Source organism: Paenibacillus sp. Marseille-Q9583 (genome assembly GCF_976954365.1).
In genome coordinates, this window is record NZ_CDRJTB010000002.1 from 146,176 (window position 1) to 163,810 (window position 17,635).

Annotated in this window: 14 protein-coding genes; 8 read left to right on the forward strand and 6 right to left on the reverse strand. The window is 45.1% G+C overall.

Annotation, left to right across the window (positions count from 1 at the left end; translation table 11 throughout):
* Positions 1-48 precede the first annotated feature (48 nt).
* Both ACWNM1_RS02430 and ACWNM1_RS02435 read right to left on the reverse strand, forming a co-directional pair.
* On the reverse strand, positions 49-288 hold the full coding sequence (locus ACWNM1_RS02430) for a GrpB family protein (RefSeq protein WP_449599593.1): 240 nt from the start codon (positions 286-288) through the stop codon (positions 49-51).
* Positions 289-404: 116 nt separating this feature from the next.
* Positions 405-1,361 (reverse strand): D-2-hydroxyacid dehydrogenase, encoded by a 957-nt coding sequence (locus tag ACWNM1_RS02435; RefSeq protein WP_449599595.1) that lies wholly within the window; start codon positions 1,359-1,361, stop codon positions 405-407.
* A gap of 88 nt (positions 1,362-1,449) precedes the next feature.
* On the opposite strand from ACWNM1_RS02435, the gene thpR reads away from it, so the two are divergent.
* From thpR to ACWNM1_RS02450, 3 genes are all read left to right on the forward strand, one after another.
* Complete coding sequence (gene thpR / locus ACWNM1_RS02440) at positions 1,450-2,052, forward strand: RNA 2',3'-cyclic phosphodiesterase (protein WP_449599597.1); 603 nt, start codon at positions 1,450-1,452, stop codon at positions 2,050-2,052.
* A 76-nt stretch (positions 2,053-2,128) separates the two neighbouring features.
* A complete protein-coding gene (locus tag ACWNM1_RS02445) occupies positions 2,129-3,019 on the forward strand; it encodes a cell wall hydrolase (protein WP_449599598.1) in 891 nt (296 codons plus the stop codon).
* 74 nt (positions 3,020-3,093) lie between these two features.
* Complete coding sequence (locus ACWNM1_RS02450; RefSeq protein WP_449599600.1) at positions 3,094-3,777, forward strand: metal-dependent hydrolase; 684 nt, start codon at positions 3,094-3,096, stop codon at positions 3,775-3,777.
* 84 nt (positions 3,778-3,861) lie between these two features.
* Here ACWNM1_RS02450 and ACWNM1_RS02455 read toward each other — a convergent pair whose 3' ends face one another.
* Complete coding sequence (locus tag ACWNM1_RS02455) at positions 3,862-4,290, reverse strand: IS3 family transposase (protein ID WP_449599602.1); 429 nt, start codon at positions 4,288-4,290, stop codon at positions 3,862-3,864.
* Positions 4,291-4,402: 112 nt separating this feature from the next.
* On the reverse strand, positions 4,403-5,590 hold the full coding sequence (locus ACWNM1_RS02460) for an MGDG synthase family glycosyltransferase (protein WP_449599604.1): 1,188 nt from the start codon (positions 5,588-5,590) through the stop codon (positions 4,403-4,405).
* A 267-nt stretch (positions 5,591-5,857) separates the two neighbouring features.
* Between ACWNM1_RS02460 and ACWNM1_RS02465 the strand changes: the two genes are divergently transcribed.
* The 5 genes from ACWNM1_RS02465 (at position 5,858) to ACWNM1_RS02485 (ending at position 15,860) form a co-directional block, all read left to right on the forward strand.
* Positions 5,858-6,433 (forward strand): TetR/AcrR family transcriptional regulator, encoded by a 576-nt coding sequence (locus tag ACWNM1_RS02465; RefSeq protein ID WP_179085738.1) that lies wholly within the window; start codon positions 5,858-5,860, stop codon positions 6,431-6,433.
* A gap of 203 nt (positions 6,434-6,636) precedes the next feature.
* On the forward strand, positions 6,637-8,991 hold the full coding sequence (locus ACWNM1_RS02470; protein ID WP_449599606.1) for a YhgE/Pip family protein: 2,355 nt from the start codon (positions 6,637-6,639) through the stop codon (positions 8,989-8,991).
* A gap of 364 nt (positions 8,992-9,355) precedes the next feature.
* A complete protein-coding gene (gltB, locus tag ACWNM1_RS02475; protein WP_449599608.1) occupies positions 9,356-13,951 on the forward strand; it encodes a glutamate synthase large subunit in 4,596 nt (1,531 codons plus the stop codon).
* A gap of 216 nt (positions 13,952-14,167) precedes the next feature.
* The gene (locus ACWNM1_RS02480; RefSeq protein ID WP_339804174.1) at positions 14,168-15,079 is read left to right on the forward strand and encodes an ABC transporter ATP-binding protein; all 912 of its coding nucleotides are present in this window, start codon (positions 14,168-14,170) and stop codon (positions 15,077-15,079) included.
* Positions 15,072-15,860 (forward strand): ABC transporter permease, encoded by a 789-nt coding sequence (locus ACWNM1_RS02485; RefSeq protein WP_449599609.1) that lies wholly within the window; start codon positions 15,072-15,074, stop codon positions 15,858-15,860. The genes ACWNM1_RS02480 and ACWNM1_RS02485 overlap by 8 nt, the downstream gene beginning before the upstream one ends.
* An 8-nt stretch (positions 15,861-15,868) precedes the next feature.
* Here ACWNM1_RS02485 and ACWNM1_RS02490 read toward each other — a convergent pair whose 3' ends face one another.
* Positions 15,869-16,318: a bactofilin family protein gene (locus ACWNM1_RS02490; RefSeq protein ID WP_449599611.1), complete on the reverse strand. Its 450-nt coding sequence runs from the start codon at positions 16,316-16,318 to the stop codon at positions 15,869-15,871.
* Positions 16,319-16,358: 40 nt separating this feature from the next.
* Positions 16,359-17,477 (reverse strand): peptidoglycan DD-metalloendopeptidase family protein, encoded by a 1,119-nt coding sequence (locus tag ACWNM1_RS02495; RefSeq protein WP_449599613.1) that lies wholly within the window; start codon positions 17,475-17,477, stop codon positions 16,359-16,361.
* Positions 17,478-17,635: the final 158 nt, after the last annotated feature.

Consider the following 17,635-nt stretch of genomic DNA (forward strand, 5'->3'; position numbering starts at 1 on the left):
GATTGTCTAATAGACATGCAGGGACTATTTTGTATGATCAGTTTATAGTTAAAGATTTGAATAGCATTCAAGTGCTGTTCTTTCTAGTTCGGTTACAAATGCTTCTTTTCCATCTATATAAGCTTCAATGTCCTTCGGAAATTGATTCACAAGATCCTCTTTTAGATTACCGTATTGTTCTGCTGCCTCGCCACTCATACCGAACTCGCCCATACATTCGTAACCGAGCTCTGTCATTTGCGCGTTGAAGTCATCGATGACTTCGATATTTCGTACAACAGGCATCATATCAATGATTGGTTGTATTGTGTGACAGTAGCATCCATTTCGCTAACCTCTCTTTATGTTTGATTCCCGGATTTTTTCATTATAGAACAAGTGTTCTTAATAATCAAATGCTAAATTTAATATTGGCGGGCATAATCAACGAGATTTAGGGATGGAGTGCCAGTAGATAAATAGGAATTTATATTTTCGGTAAAAATATTTACGATTCGATTAGCGTATTGATCGGTTATGCCAGCAGAATGAGGAGTGATGACTACCTGCTCCATTGTCCAAAGTGGATGATCCTGCGGGAGGGGTTCGGTTTCGAATACATCCAATCCAGCACCACGAAGCTGGCCGCGATTTAGTGCCTGTATTAGAGCCTCAGTATCAGTAGTCGCTCCACGTCCAACGTTAATGTAATAGGAGCCTTGTTTAAAGGCAGAGAAGATTGCAGTATTAAATAATTGCTTAGTTTCATCGGTGATAGGGAGAATATTGATGATGAAGTCGCCTTGGCTCACAGCTTCTGGCAGATGGTCAGTGGTATAGACTTGATCAAAATCAGCGAGTGGCTTGCCTGAGCGACTTACTCCGATCGTCTTCATCCGGAAAGCTCTAGCGATTCTGGCAGTTTCGCTGCCGATGGCTCCAGTTCCAACAATAACAGCTGTCTTTCCGAACAATTCACTCTCACTTCCGTCAGAATTCCAGTAGCGGTTCATCTGATTGCGAACGGCTGTATGCAAATTACGTGTGAAGAGAAGCATGAAGCCAAAGATTACCGCAGAAATAGGCTCGGCATGCACTCCGCTCCCACTAGTCAATAGGATTCCACGTTCCTTAAAACGCTCTAACGGGAGCTTCTCAATTCCAGCAGACCAGGATTGGACCCAGCGAAGGGGCGAATCTGGACGAAGAAGCGTATCGGAGATACCTTTAGCCCAGCCAATTACGATTTCAGCATCAGCTAGCAGCTGTAAATCCGGATTTTTGCCGTCACCTTGTATGAATGTATAACCGGGTGCTGCTGCTTTGATCCTTTCTTGTTGCTCAGCTGTAAGTGGTTGTAGACATACTATGGACTTAGTCATGATGTATTCCTCCTGCTCTAAGGTTTGATGAAAATGGATAATGTTATAGGATAAGGATACCAAATCTATAGGAGAAGGTGAAATTGATATGGATGCTAACGTGTCGGATAAAGATTCAGAACGATTATTTATTGCTGTGAAATTACCCTCAGAACTTGGGCAAGTTGTGGCGGAAGAGTGCTCTAACCTATCTCAAAAGTTTCATTTTGCAAAATGGACTCATCCAGAGGATTACCATATTACCCTGCAATTTTTAGGAGACACCCCAAAGACGAAAATCCCGGATTTAATCATGTCGTTGAAGCAGATGTCAGAGCAATGCCGCCCCTTCAAACTATCCTTAGACAAATGGAATACATTTGGTCTGCCAAAGGCTCCAAAAGTTTTATGGGTAGGGGTTTCTGGCGAACTAGAAGAGCTGAATTTACTGGCTGCGAGAGTACACACTGCTACACTTCCTTTAGGTTTTTCAGCCGAATCAAGGGAGTACAAACCACATCTCACAGTGGCTCGAAAGTACCTTGGAAATATTTCATTTGATGATAAATTGCTGGAAAAATTACTGAAATTGGATGATGAAAAAAGATCAAATATCTTTCATAGAGACTGGACGATTGATAGTTTTGTGTTGTATGCTACCAGAATGTATGCCATTCCTATGTATGAAATGATTGAAAATATTACATTTTAAATCGGTATTTAAGTTTTCAAAGCTTCCGTTTTCGGTTACATACAATAGGAATGTGCCGTGAAATAGGAGGAATATCATGTTAATCTTTAAACAAAACCGCTGTATCGCGTTGCTTGTTGGCGTTATACTAGTGTGTTTCTCTGCCATAAGCTTAATGCAGCCTAATCAGGTTGCCGAGGGGAAAATAGATAGTCTGCAGATGGATAAGCTGCAATCCACCAGCCGAGCATCGGTAATTAATTATTTGCAAGAAGAATCAAAATCTAGTAAGACGAGGGGCACTACAAAAGTTTCACAAACGAATAAGCTTTACAGCACAGTTAACCTGTTCAGTTCCACTTGGAAACCAGAGCAGAGTGTAGAATGGCTTAGTAAGAATAAAATAAAGCCACAAAATACATCGCAGGCTTCCATAGTTCGGGTAAAGGCTGATGTAGCACAATCTAATTCAGCTGCGCAGAAAGCGACAGCGAAAAAGAGCGCTCAGACTGTGGTTAAGACAGTCTCGGCATCTCAGAAAAATCCCCTCACAACATTATACTTCTCTCGGACCGAGCTATTAAGCCAGGAGCAGCAAAGTAAAGCAACCCGGCGCTACGCAGTATCCGAAGAAGAACTGCTTCTGCTACAAAAAATTGTAATGGCAGAGGCGGAAGGTGAACCGTACCAGGGCAAGGTGGCAGTTGCCAACGTTGTTCTGAATAGGCTACGGTCAGCCAATTTCCCCGACACGATATATAAGGTCATTTATCAAAAGCATCAATTCAGTCCTGTAGCTAACGGGCGTCTTAAACGTGTCAAACCTAATGATGATAGTATTAAAGCGGTGAACGCAGCGCTCTCTGGGGTGAAGGAAGTTCCCGATAGTACTTATTTTTTCCTATCGCTTAAGCTTGCGCAGGATCTTACCGTACATCATTCGCAGGAGTATGTGAAGACCATTGGTAATCATACGTTTTATAAATAATTGACCTAATCTGTGAACCTCAGCTATTTATAGGGTAAACTAGACTATATAACCCTGGAGGTGGAAGAATTGTCATGAAGATCACTTATTACGGACACTCAGCGCTGCTGGTAGAAACAGAGCAAGCGAAAGTTATTATTGACCCTTTTTTGTCAGGAAATCCGAACTCCGGTATTTCACCTGATGACATTACTGTAGATGCTGTCCTGCTGACTCACGGTCACTCGGATCATTTAGGTGATGCTGTGCAAATTGCCAGACAGAATGATTGTCCGATCTTTGCTGTTTTTGAGCTTGCAGAATACTGCCGAATGAAGGGTGCCAAGGTAAAACATATGAATATAGGTGGCAGTCATATTTATGATGCCATTACTGTTAAATATACTCAGGCGTTTCATTCCTCATCGATTCAGGAAGGCGACGTTTGGATTTATGCTGGACAACCCGCAGGTATTTTATTGACGATTGAGGGGAAGACGTTATTCCATGCAGGGGATACCGCACTATTCAGCGATCTGCGTCTGATTGGTGAAAGAACTGCGATTGATTTGGCGGCTCTGCCGATTGGCGATATGCTGACCATGGGACCGGATGATGCGCTCCTTGCTGCGCGCTGGCTTCAAGCGGATAAGGTCATACCGCTTCATTACAATACATTTCCGGGTATTGCTCAGGATGCTGTGGATTTCTGTGATCGTCTTCGTTTAGAAGGGGTAGAGGGATTCCCGCTTAAAGCTGGCGAAAGTATAGAAATTTAATAAATCCTGATTTACATGTTTACACAAAAAAGCAGGTAGCCGGTGGTCATAGCCCCGTCAAGTAGACAGTAAAAAAGAAGCCTTTTAAGCGGCGATCTGGTTCCGGTACTCTTCCGGAGACAGGTCGCCGAGTTTTTTCTGGAAGCGTTCCTTGTTGTAGTAAAGGATGTACTCCTTAACCAAATGTTCAGCATCTTCAAGATTCTTTGGTTTCTCCAAATACAATTTTGAGTCTTTGGGATTGAGCTTTTTTAAGTATTCGACCTGTGCCTTCAAATACGCGATTTCTTCGTCTTTACTGTCAAAATGTTTTCTTCCACCTTTTCCGCGTCGGTCCTCAAAGGTCTCCCCACTTTTAAATTTAAGTATCCACCTCACCAACTGAGCATCGCTCTTGATGTCGAGTTTTTCTAGAATCTGTGAATAGCTCATATGTTCCTCTAAGTGAAGTCGAACCGCCTCGTTCTTCAACTCTTCTGAATACTTCGTAAACGTCTGCCCTTTTTTAGCCATGAAAAATCCCCTCCGGTCGACTGTGTAAAACACATGATACCATGTGCTCTTTTTTCACTGTCAACCATGAGGGGATAATACCACGGGGATTTCCCTGGCTACCTGCTTTTCTTTATGGTGTAATGCATACTGCTTCTTCGCTTCGTGCTTGAGATCTTGACCCTCTGATATCAGCTGTTTTGTCTACCGGTTTACCCAACATCTGCAGAACGGTAGTCGCGCAACTTTGCGGTTGATGCTTATCTGGGGCAAGACGGCGTTTACGCTGTTCTTCGAGAACAGAATACTCACGGAGCATCATAGAGAACCATTTATTCACTACCTCACAGTCAAGTACCTCTGCTAGCCCTAGCTCTACGAAATATTGGCAGTTTTTCTCTTCCTGACCTGGAATAGCTTTATAGAAGAGCATTGGAATTCCCTTAGCCTGACCTTCGGTACAGGTCATACCGCCAGGCTTTGTGATTAGAAGGTCGGAAGCATCCATCAGTTTATTGATTTCACTGGTGTATCCAAGAATCCTGACGTTAGGATGATTAAGCCTTGGATTGGACTTCATTTTGGCTATAAGCTTCTCGTTACTGCCCATACAGAAGATGAGTTGGATGTTATCCATTCTGGCTGTGAGTGAATTCATAATCTCTTTACCGAACATCAGTCCCCAGCCTCCACCCATTATGAGAACAGTAGGGATATCGGCTAGACCTAGTTCCTTGCGGAGCAGCGTCTTGTTGGATCGTTCCCAGAACTTCGGATGCACAGGAATGCCTGTGACCGTTACAAGCTCAGGAGCGATCCCTCGGCCTGTTAGAATTGATTTGACGCGTGGGGTAGAAACGAGATATCGATTGACCTCGGAATTTACCCAGCTACCATGTGCATCATAATCTGTAATTAACGTATACAGTGGAACCTCCAATCCACGACGCTTTAGTCTGGAAATGACAGCGGCCGGAATGGGGTGTGTGCAAATAATCAAATCAGGCTTTAGCTGTTCGATCACTTGAGAGGCATGTGTATAAAAAATCCGGTGAAGTGCCATCTTAGTCAACGGGTTCAATGATTTATGATATTGTGTCTTATACATCATGCCGACCAGCTTAGGCTGGCTGCTAACTGTTTTTCGGTAAGCGGAAAGAATCCATGGGGCGACCATCGGGTTAAGAAATTTACCTAGCTCGATGACTCGGCACTGGACATCCGGATTCAGCAGCTTTATTCCTTCGGCCAGAGCATAGGCTGCTCCTGTGTGGCCCGTACCGAAGCCTTCCGAAAACAGCAGTACTCTTTTCTTTCGCATAAGTTCACCTGCTACTTTCCTTTTCAATAGAAATGCGGAATTTCTTCTTAAATAGATGAGGGAAAACTGTTCTCTACTCACATTATACAAATAAGACGTAAATAGAAAGTTAAAACCCTGCAATAAATAAAAAAATAAAAGATTTTCTAAAGTATTGCAAACTGCAAAGCTACATGTTAAAGTAATGAATGACCAATTGACCGGATTAGTAAAGTGGTCAGACAGTCAGCGGTAATGATATTTTCTGGAGAAAGGAAGTGGGCACAGGTGGCAGTGGTGGATCGAAGACAGCAGGTGCTTCAGGCCGCAGCAAAATCATTTTCATTATTCGGCTATAAGGCGACTACCATGGATCAGGTTGCTAAGATCGCAAATGTCGGGAAAGGAACCATCTACACCTTTTTTACAAACAAAGAGCAATTGTTTGATGAGATCCTGCGCGATATGATGGTAGAAATGAAGATGATTGCTGATCGCGAGATCAGGCGAGACAGACCTTTCTTTGATAACCTGCATCGTGTGCTGGATGCCCTGCTGGAATTTCGAAGTGAGCAGGAGCTATTCATCAAGCTTTCCCAGGAGAGTCGCGAATTCGGAACGCCGCAGGCAGGAGAAGGGCTCGAGAAGATCGAGAACTTAGTTTTAGAATATTTAGAACGGGAGGTGCAACAAGCCCTTGAAAAGGGAGAAATCAAACCTTGCGATCCTAAAATCGTATCTGTAGTCATGTTCAGGCTATATATTGTATTGACTGCTGAACTGAATAAAACACATACTCCCTTGGACAAGGAACAGATCAAGATGTACTTTCATTTGTTTCTCGCCGAAGGATTGGCACAGTAAGCGTTGATTCAGGATAGGGATGGCGTGATCAGATTGCTTTCCCTTAACAACTTCCAAGCTGTTTTAGGCATTGAAGAAGAGCCGAAAGGCGTTTTTTTATCCCCTAAATTGACCGAATGGGGAAAACGGTCACCTAGTGTTACGTAATATTTCGCAAACAAAGCATTTTAAAGAGAGCATAAGCTCATAAGGAGAGAACCAGAATGAAATCATTATCCGTATTTACCAAGGATCTTGGCGCAGCACTGAGAAATCCAAAGGTGCTGATTCCGATGATTGCTATCCTATTTATTCCGGTGATGTATAGCGGATTCTTCCTAAAGGCATTCTGGGATCCGTATGGCAAGATGAATGAGTTACCGGTTGCTGTTGTCAACCAAGATGTCGGTGCTAATTATGAAGGAAAACAACTTCAGGCCGGAGATGATCTGATTGGGGAGCTTAAGGTAACCGATGGCTTTCAATGGAACTTTGTTTCACTAGAAGAAGCGCAAGCAGGAATGAAGGACAATACCTATTATATGGCGATTATTGTTCCAGAAGACTTCTCTGCTAAAGCAACAACGCTTTTGGATGATGAACCACAACCGGCAAAAATTATTTATGAGCCAAATGAAGGCTACAACTTCCTGGCCGGACAGATCGGTGGAACGGCTGTATCAGAAATTAAATCTAAAGTATCCGCTAAGGTAACAGAGGCTTATGTGGAGTCTGTATTCAATCAGATTACAGAAGTTTCTGATGGATTGGGCGAGGCGGGAGATGGAGCTTCCAAGATCGCAGATGGCGCTGGTAAGCTAGATGACGGAGCCTTGAAGCTGAAAGATAATCTTCTTGTACTGACAGATGGTACAGGTAAACTTCAAAATGGTGTAGAACCACTTACTAAAGGTGTGTCTGATTTAAATTCAGGTGCTACTGCAATTCAAACGGGTTCTAGCACTTTGGCAGGCGGTTTGCAACAATTGTCGGCTGCTCATACACAGCTTCAAGATGGTGTTGCACAAAGCGCTGCCGGCAGTAAACAGCTTAGTGACGGCTTGAAGCAAGCTGTAACAGGTGCCACACAGCTTCAAGCAGGTACGAAGTCTGCTGTAGATGGTACTACTAAATTACAAGCAGGAACACAATCTTTAGTTGACGGCAGCGCGAAGCTGGAAGCAGGTTTAACCTCCTCCGTGGATGGCAGCGCGAAGCTAGAGGCAGGCTTGCAGGCTTCCGCAGAAGGTAGCACAAAGGTTACTGAGGGCGCTAAAGCGGTCGCTCAAGGCTTGCAGCAATTGGCACAGGCTAGTCCTGAGTTGGCACAGAATCCGGCCGTACAGAAGCTCCTAGCAGCTAGTGCAGCTGTTGCACAAGGTAGTGAGCAACTGCAACAAAGTCAAGAGCAGCTGGCACAGGGTGCTACTGCACTCCACAGTGGGCAAGAGCAACTGGCACAAGGTGCAACTCAACTGCACTCAGGTTCACAGCAGGTAGCTGCTGGTGTAACTCAGTTGCATGATGGAGCACAGCAATTAAATGCTGGTAGCACACAGCTTTTGACAGGACAGCAAAAACTGGCACAAGGTGCATCAGCACTTGTAACAGGTGGCAATAAGCTGAATGCAGGGATGCAACAATTTGGTGCGAAGCTTAAAGAAGCTGCAGCTGGAGGCAGCAAGCTGGCTGAAGGCGGTAAAGCGCTTGGCGATGGTACCTCAAAACTGCTAAGTGGTGTAGGCGAACTAGGTTCCGGTATCAGTGCTGTAGCAGATGGTTCGAAAAAACTGGCTGACGGTGCAGGCGAGCTGAAAGATGGTATGGATGATCTGAAATCTGGATCAACAGAACTGGCAACTAAGCTTAGCGATGCTGCTGAAAAAACAGGCAGCGTAAATAAGTCAGATAAAATGATGGAAATGTTCGCACAACCGGTTGTGGTTGAGGATCAAGTTGTAAATCATGTACCAAACTACGGAACAGGATTTGCTCCTTACTTCTTATCCCTTGGGTTGTTCGTAGGTGCTCTGATTTCTACGATTGTTATTCCAATGCGTGAATCTGCTGTAATAGGCGCAAGCCGTATGAATCGTTTTATCAGCCGTACGCTTACGTTCTCAATCATGAGCTTTATCCAGTCTATGCTGGCTGCTGTGGTTGTATTGTACGGACTTGGACTAGAAGTACAAAGTGTACCGCTATTCTTCCTATTTACATTCTTGACTAGTCTAGTTTACACATGGGTAATTCAATCCATTGTTACTTGGCTGGATCAACCGGGACGTTTTGTTGTTATCGTTATTCTGATTTTCCAATTAACAACTAGTGCCGGAACATTCCCACTTGAATTGATCCCGAACTGGATGAAATTCTTTAACCCACTGCTTCCTATGACTTACACAGTTAGTGGTTTTAAATCAGTAATTTCTACAGGGGACTTCAGTGCAATGTGGAGTGACGTAGGTGTGCTTGCAATCTTCGGTCTTGGGTTCCTTGCTCTTACTTTCGCTTACTTCATGACCCGCAGTCGGGACAATGAAGCTGGAATGAACAGTGAACAAGCTATGACTGTATAATTTGAAAAAAAGTAATTAAAAAGCGTCTCCTCCGGGAGACGCTTTTTTTGAGTTTAAATCATAGAATCCTTTTTCTTGCAAACATTCAAGGGTGATGAAAATTCTTGAAACGCTTTCATTGCATAAGTTCTTATGCGTAATTTGTGCATAATTATACATAGATGAGTTTTTTTGAACTTTTGTCCACTAAAGCTGTGTCGCAAAAAGAAATGTTAATCAGCATCATAAAAAAGTTTAAATTGCGCTGTTGTCACCTCGGTGATAAAATAATAGCACTAATCTGGCTTGAATAATTATTAAAATTTTAATCTGAAAAATTTTCCAAAGATTACGCCATACTTTATAAATAGAAAGGTTGCGTTCGATGAGACACACTGAACTGCCCGGAAAACAGGGCCTGTATGATCCCCAGTTCGAAAAGGATGCTTGCGGCATGGGATTTGTAGCCCATATTAAAGGCAAACCGTCCCATGATATTGTTAGTAACGCTTTAACAATGCTCTTTAATATGGAGCATCGTGGCGGACAAGGTAGCGAACCCAACTCTGGTGACGGAGCAGGTATCATGCTTCAAATTCCGCACCGTTTCTTTGCTAGTGAAGCCCAGAAGCTTGGCTTCGCTTTGCCGGAACAAGGCCATTATGGCGTAGGCATGATTTTTCTATCTCATAACGAGAAGGTTCGGGCTCAACATGAGGCCCTCTTAAGCAAAATTATTGCTGAAGAAGGTCAGGAAGTACTCGGCTATCGTGATGTACCTACCTATGATGAAATGCTTGGCAAAACCGCAAAGGCTGCAAAACCTTTTGTACGTCAAGTGTTTATCGGTCGCTCGGCCTCGGTTACGAACGAATTGTCTTTTGAGCGTAAGCTTTATGTCATCCGCAAACGTGCAGAGCTTGCGATTCGCTACGGTGGTGTAGAAGAGGCTGAAGCCTTCTATATCCCAAGCTTGTCATGTCGTAAGATCGTGTACAAAGGCATGCTGACTACAGAACAAGTCGGACAATTCTACCTGGATTTGCAGAACGAAGAGCTGGAATCAGCAATCGCGTTAGTTCACTCCCGTTTCAGTACGAATACCTTCCCAAGCTGGGAACGTGCGCATCCCTACCGCTTTATGATCCACAATGGTGAGATCAATACCTTGCGCGGAAATGTGAACTGGATGCATGCCCGCCAGTCGCTGTTCAAGAGTGAAGTGTTCGGCGAAGATCTGAGCAAGATCAAACCTGTTATAAACCCGGATGGATCGGACACTGCAATGTTCGATAATACCTTTGAATTTCTTTATTTGAGCGGACGCTCCTTGACACAAGTAGCCATGATGATGGTTCCTGAACCATGGAGCAATCATGACAGTATGGACGCCGACAAGAAAGCTTTTTACGAATACCACAGCACTTTGATGGAGCCATGGGACGGACCTGCTGCAATGGGCTTTACAGATGGTGTGCAAATCGGCGCTATTCTGGACCGTAACGGCTTGCGACCTGCTCGTTATTATGTAACAAAGGACGACATGATTATTCTATCCTCCGAAGCGGGTGTACTGGACATTCCAGCAGAGGACATCTTATATAAAGACCGCCTGAAGCCTGGACGCATGCTGCTCGTGGATACGAAGGAAGGCCGTATTATCTCCGATGAGGAAGTCAAATCGGCTATCGCTACTGAGAAGCCTTACCGCCAGTGGCTGGATGAGCATTTGATTAGTCTCGAAGAGCTTCCAGATGCACCTGAGCTACCAAATCCTAAGCATGACAATGTGCAGCAGCTGCAGCAAGCGTTCGGCTATACTTTTGAGGACTTGCGCAAGGTGCTTGAACCAATGGCATCTACTGGCGCTGAAGCTGTAGGTTCCATGGGTTATGATGCGCCGCTCGCTGTGCTTTCAGACCGTCCGCAGCGTCTATATAACTATTTCAAACAAATGTTTGCTCAGGTAACCAATCCACCAATCGATGCTATTCGCGAAGAGCTGGTTACCTCTACTACGACTACGATTGGACCAGAGCGTAACTTGCTTAAACCAGAACCAGAAAGCTGTCGCCAAATCTCGCTGCACACACCGATTCTTTCGAATGAAGATTTTGCCAAAATTCGTCATGTTCGTCGTGCAGGCTTCAAGTCGATGTCTATTCCGATTCTTTTCCCAGCTGAGCTCGGAGCAGAAGGAATGCGTATCGCGCTTGAGCGTATGAACGAGGCTGCTGATCGCGTTATGGCTAAAGGTCATAACATTCTGATTCTGACGGACCGCGGTGTGGACCGTGATAATGCTGCGATTCCTGCTCTACTTGCGGTATCGAGCTTGCATCACCATTTGATCCGGCAAGGAACACGGACAAAAGTTAGTATTTTGCTTGAATCCGGTGAACCTCGTGAAGTCCATCATTATGCACTTCTGCTTGGTTATGGTGTGAGTGCAGTCAATCCGTATCTGGCCTTTGAAAGCTTGGATGATATGATCGGCCAAGGCTTACTGCGGGGAATCTCGCATGAGAAGGCTGTGAAGAACTATATTAAAGCTGCAACTAAGAGCGTAGTTAAGATTCTTTCCAAAATGGGGATTTCGACTATTCAATCTTACCGGGGCGCGCAGATCTTTGAAGCTGTCGGTCTGAACTCGGAATTCGTGGATCGTTATTTTACTTGGACACCTTCCCGTATTGGCGGTATTGGTCTGGAGGAAGTAGCAACCGAGGCACTTATCCATCATAACCGTGCTTTCACGGAGAAAGACGGAAATGATAAAGTGCTTGATTCCGGTGGTGATTATCAATGGCGAAACGATGGGGAAGATCATTTGTTCAACCCACAGACCATTCATCTGCTTCAGCACTCCGTGCGTAGTGGGGATTATAAGTTGTACAAGAAATATGCTGCACTTGTTCAAGGTGAAAGTGAGAAGCATCTGACGATTCGTTCCTTATTACAGTTCAAGTCAGCTTATGAACCGATTCCATTAGAAGAAGTAGAACCAGTGGAGTCCATTATGAAACGGTTCAAGACGGGTGCTATGTCCTTTGGTTCCATTAGTAAGGAAGCGCATGAGACCCTCGCTATTGCAATGAACCGGATCGGTGGTAAGAGTAATACTGGTGAGGGCGGAGAAGATCCAGCCCGCTATATCCCGGACAGCAACGGCGATTCCCGTCGCAGTGCGATTAAACAAGTAGCTTCCGGACGTTTTGGAGTTACATCTAATTACCTTGTTAACGCTGATGAAATCCAGATTAAGATGGCTCAGGGTGCTAAACCAGGGGAAGGCGGACAGCTTCCAGGACGTAAAGTTTATCCATGGGTGGCTGAAGTGCGCGGTTCAACAGCTGGTGTGGGCTTGATTTCACCTCCGCCGCATCATGATATTTATTCGATTGAGGATTTGGCAGAGCTGATCTACGATCTGAAGAATGCCAATCCACGTGCAAACATTAATGTTAAGCTCGTATCTGAAGTCGGAGTAGGTACGATTGCTGCTGGCGTAGCCAAAGGGCGCGCTGATATTATCCTGGTAAGTGGCTATGACGGGGGAACAGGTGCATCTCCGATGAACTCCATTCGTCATGCAGGTCTGCCATGGGAACTTGGCTTGGCTGAAACGCATCAGACGTTGATGCTGAACAATCTGCGTGACCGCGTTGTACTGGAAACAGACGGGAAAATGCTTAGCGGACGCGATCTGGCAGTTGCTGTATTACTGGGTGCTGAAGAGTATGGCTTCGCTACTGCTCCGTTAGTAGCTGTGGGTTGTATCATGATGCGTGTCTGCCAAATGGATACTTGTCCGGTTGGTGTAGCGACACAGAATCCTGATCTTCGTAAGAACTTTACGGGTGATCCACAGCATGTAGTTAACTTTATGACCTTTGTGGCACAGGATTTACGCGAAATTATGGCGAGTCTTGGCTTCCGTACGATTGAAGAGATGGTTGGCCGTACAGATTGCTTAGACGCTGCTCAAGCTTCGCAGCATTGGAAGAAGAAGGGCGTAGATTTGAGTAGTCTGCTGCATGTACCGGAAATGCCAGAGGGAAGCACACGCTTCTGCAGTAAACGTCAGAATCATGGTCTGGAAGAGACGCTTGATGTCTCTAAACTGCTGGATCTGGCTGCACCTGCACTGGAATCTGGAACGGCTGTAGAAGCATCGTTACCGATTACGAACGTTAATCGTGCCGTTGGAACCATCCTTGGTAGCGAGCTGACACGTAAATACGGGGCAGCCGGCTTGCCTGATGATACGATTCGTCTTCATTTCACCGGTTCTGCTGGTCAAAGTTTGGGTGCATTCGTGCCTAAGGGGATCACACTTACGGTGGAAGGCGATTCCAATGACTATGTTGGTAAGGGACTGTCGGGTGGTAAGATTATTATCAAACCATCTCCAAAAGCTACCTTTGCAGCTGAGGACAATATCATTATCGGAAATACTGCATTCTACGGAGCAACAGCTGGAGAAGCTTATATCAACGGTATCGCCGGTGAACGCTTTGCCGTTCGTAATTCTGGAGCGAAGGTTGTTGTAGAAGGTGTGGGTGACCACGGTTGTGAATACATGACTGGAGGCCGTGTGGTTGTACTTGGTGAAACAGGCCGTAACTTTGCGGCAGGGATGTCAGGTGGTATCGCTTATGTTTACGATCCAGAGAGATCCTTCATCGGCCGCTGCAATCTCGAGATGGTACTTCTCGAGAGAGTGGAAGAGCCAGAAGAGATCGAAGAGCTGCGCGAGCTGATTAGCCGTCATGTAGAGCTTACAGGCAGTAAGGCGGGAGCGCAGGTATTGGATCAGTGGGCAGATAGCTTGCCGAAGTTTGTTCGTGTCATTCCGAAGGATTACAAACGGATGATGGAGCAGATTCGCAAAGTGGAGCAAACCGGATTGACCGGCGAGGCTGCTTTGATGGCTGCATTTGAAGCGAATATGCGCGAGCTTGCACGTGTAGGTGGCTAAATACCTGCATTCTGAAAAAACAGGTAATATTGAATGAAGTGATATAAGGGACTTGGACTCTTCGTTTGCAAGAGGCCAGGTCCCTTTTTGTTCTAATCGAATCGAATCCTCGGTCTAAACAACGTTAGACTGTTTCTTTTTTGTAATTTTCTGAAAAAAACGGTATGGTAAACTTGTTTGTAAATGAAAGGAAGTGATACTGTGTCAAATACAGAAATGCTGTCTGAACCTGTTGCCCGTCTGCAGGGAGTTACCAAGAAAATAGGCTCTAAGACGCTGGTGAGCAATTTAACGCTGGATATCCCACCGGGTCAAATATTCGGGTTTTTGGGACCAAACGGAGCAGGGAAGACGACAACAATACGAATGATGGTGGGATTAATTTCCATTAGCAGTGGGGATGTCCTGATTAGTGGTCATAGTATTAAAAATAATTATAAAGAGGCTATTGCAAGTGTTGGGGCTATTGTAGAAAATCCTGAAATGTACAAGTTTCTGTCCGGGTATCAGAATCTTAGACAATTTGCACGGATGGTACCGGGAGTCAGTAAGCAACGGATTGATGAGGTTGTGGAGCTGGTCGGGCTTGGTCAAAGAATTCATGACAAAGTGAAGACTTATTCCCTAGGTATGCGTCAGAGACTTGGAGTAGCTCAGGCGCTACTAAACCGACCAAAGCTACTGGTTCTAGATGAGCCAACCAATGGGCTTGATCCACAAGGCATACGTGAGCTTCGTGACTATCTGCGCCTACTCTGTCGTGAAGAAGGAACAACCGTATTTGTCTCGAGCCATTTACTTTCCGAAATGGAGCTCATGTGTGACAGTGTAGCCATTATTCAGAATGGGCAACTGCTTGAGGTAAAACAGCTAAAAGAGGTAGGCAATGTTACGATGCCTATCGGAGAAACTTTGTTTGAGGTTGACGATGCCGAAGCTGCACTTGCTCTCATTGGACAAGGAACATTAAAGAGCGGTGGGCTTGTAGTTGAGGCCGCACGTGAAGAAATTGCTGAGTTTAATGCCAGACTAGTGGCTGGTGGGATTAAAGTGTACAGTATCAAATCACTTGCCCGTACGTTAGAGGATCAATTCTTAGAGGTTACAGGAGGTGAAGGCATTGAGTAAATTTACAGCGTTGATACATAATGAGAACATCAAGATATATAGTCGTGCTCGCACATGGATTATGCTGATTATTCTTGCAGTGTTTAGTGCGTTTCTTCCGGCTCTTATGTATTTCACAACGGATAACCCTGCATCGCGCTTAGGCGTTTGGGACAGCTTCCAAATGATAGTGAGTGTCGTATTCTTCCTGAATACGATCTTCGTTGTTGTTATAGCCGCTGACTCCGTAGCGGGCGAATTTACCTGGGGAACCATCAAAATGCTGCTGATTCGCCCGTGGAGCCGTTCCCAGATCTTGCTCTCGAAATACATTAGCATTGTGTTGTTTAGCTTGCTTTGTACTGCAGTATTGATTGTTTTTGGTTTAGCTTCATCGTTTATTTTCGCCTCACCAACTGGTGACGCATTGTCTTCGATTACAGCTTGGAGTCCTGCTGAGTATTCCTTTATAGATCTCCTATGCCGCTATGTCACTCTTTTCTTGACGGTTACGCTTGCTTTTATGATCTCTTCCGTATTCCGTGCAAGTGGATTGGCGATAGGTTTATCTATGTTTATCATGTTTGCCCAAGGTATTTTCGCGGCTTTGCTTAATCCGGATGTGTTCGAATGGGCCAGATATTTAATTTTCACTCATATGGATCTAAGGGTCTACATGGGATCTGATGTTGGTCCAGGTGGTGCTACACTAGGCTTCTCCATTGCTGTGCTGGCAGTGTATTATGTTATATTCTTAGCAGTTTCCTGGTTTGTCTTCCGTAAACGGGACGTTGCTGGATAAAAATAGGATTAACCGGCTTCAAGCGTTTCTTCTGCTTTGGAGGAACGTTTTGCTGTCTTGTTCTTTTTGGTATTACTTTTGAGCTCACCTGCTTGTTCAGAGGTGGGCTGTTCTTGCATGGCGATGGACCCATTAAGCAGGCTGCCCTCCATAATACTTAGTGCTCCTGCAGAAATATTACCGTGCAGCTCGCCAGTACCAGTCATAATGAGCCTACGGTCTGCGGTAACATCTCCATATACTTTACCAGCGATAACGATCTCTTCTGCCCTAATACTGGAGCGTACCGTGCCTTCCTCACCTACAGTGACTACACCACTGCATATAATTTCTCCGCTAAAGGTACCTTCAATCCTCAGGTTCGTATCGCAATGTACTTTACCCTCGAGCGTACCCCCATGCCCAATCAGAGAGTCAGTAGACTTGATAGAGGCACGCTGCTGCCGCTTGTTCCACATGTATAAATTCCTCCTATTTCATAAATTTTTACATTAACGTTTAAGGTTTAACATAATCCAATGGATCCACAGTTTTGTTCTGCTTCACTACCTGAAAATGAAGATGAGGTCCTGTGCTTCGGCCAGTGTTTCCAAGCAAGCCGATCTTCTGCCCCTTATTAACCTTGTCTCCCGCAGATACATTCATTGCCTGCAGATGCATATACCAGGTTTCAAGCCCGTTCGAATGCTTGATCACGACATACTTGCCTCTCGCACCCATCTGCTCGGAGGTAACGACCTCCCCGTCTAAGGCGGCATATACAGGATCGCCTAAGTTCCCGGCAATATCGACACCTGAATGGAACGCGGATAAGCCTTTGAAAGGATCTGTTCGGTAGCCGAAGCTTGAGGAGATGACCCTAGAATCGGTAGGCCAGAGTACCGCTGCATTTAGTCTGGCTTTTTCAGCTTGAGCTTTTTTTGCCTGTTGATTGGCTTGAACGTTATTCGCATGCTCCGCCAGAGTGATAGTTTGAGTAATACTTTCCACCATTTCATCGAGCATACCGTGGATCTCTTCGAAATCGTCTTTTGTTTCCTCCACTAGATTCAGCGATTCGTTCTGATAAGACGCGATATATTCTCCGCCTACCTGTGATGTGATTGTAGCTTTAAAAGATGTCTCAGTTGGAATTGGCACAGCGTTACGGCTCGATAAGCCTAAGGTTGAGTTTGAAGCGGTTGACCCCTTTTTTGATTCTTTTGTTTCAGCGGCGGAGCCTTTGCTTTTGTTAATCAAAGACTGCAACTCCTGTTCCAGCGCATTTACACTCTTCAGCTTGTCTTTAATATGATCTGCCTCTTCTGATAGCTCGCTGACTTGAGTACGAAGCTGCATTAGATCCTTATCCTTGTCAGCGACCTTCATTTCCATGCGGAGATTGGTTAGTGATAGTGCGGCTGCCTCAGCTTCCAGTTGTGAGATCGACTGTGAGGCATGGAAATGCATAGAGGTGACCAGACTGGAGAGGGACAGGGCTGCTGCCGCCGGCAGGGCGAACGCAAGTGGCTTGGAGATCTGGAGTTGTTTGACTGGGCGTCCGGCATCCCTTACGACGAGCAGCGTAATCCGGTTATGATCTGGCTGACTCTTCATGGCTTCTCCTTTCTGCGGCATATGGCAGCCGCCTTACGATACACGAAGCTAACGACCTTACTTCCATTAGGCTCATCCCGAATTGTCTTACTACTCTATGTATTCCATATCTTTCAGGAACATGACAACGGTTTGTTTGAATAAAGAAAGAGAGTTACGGCAAAACCAATAATAGAATC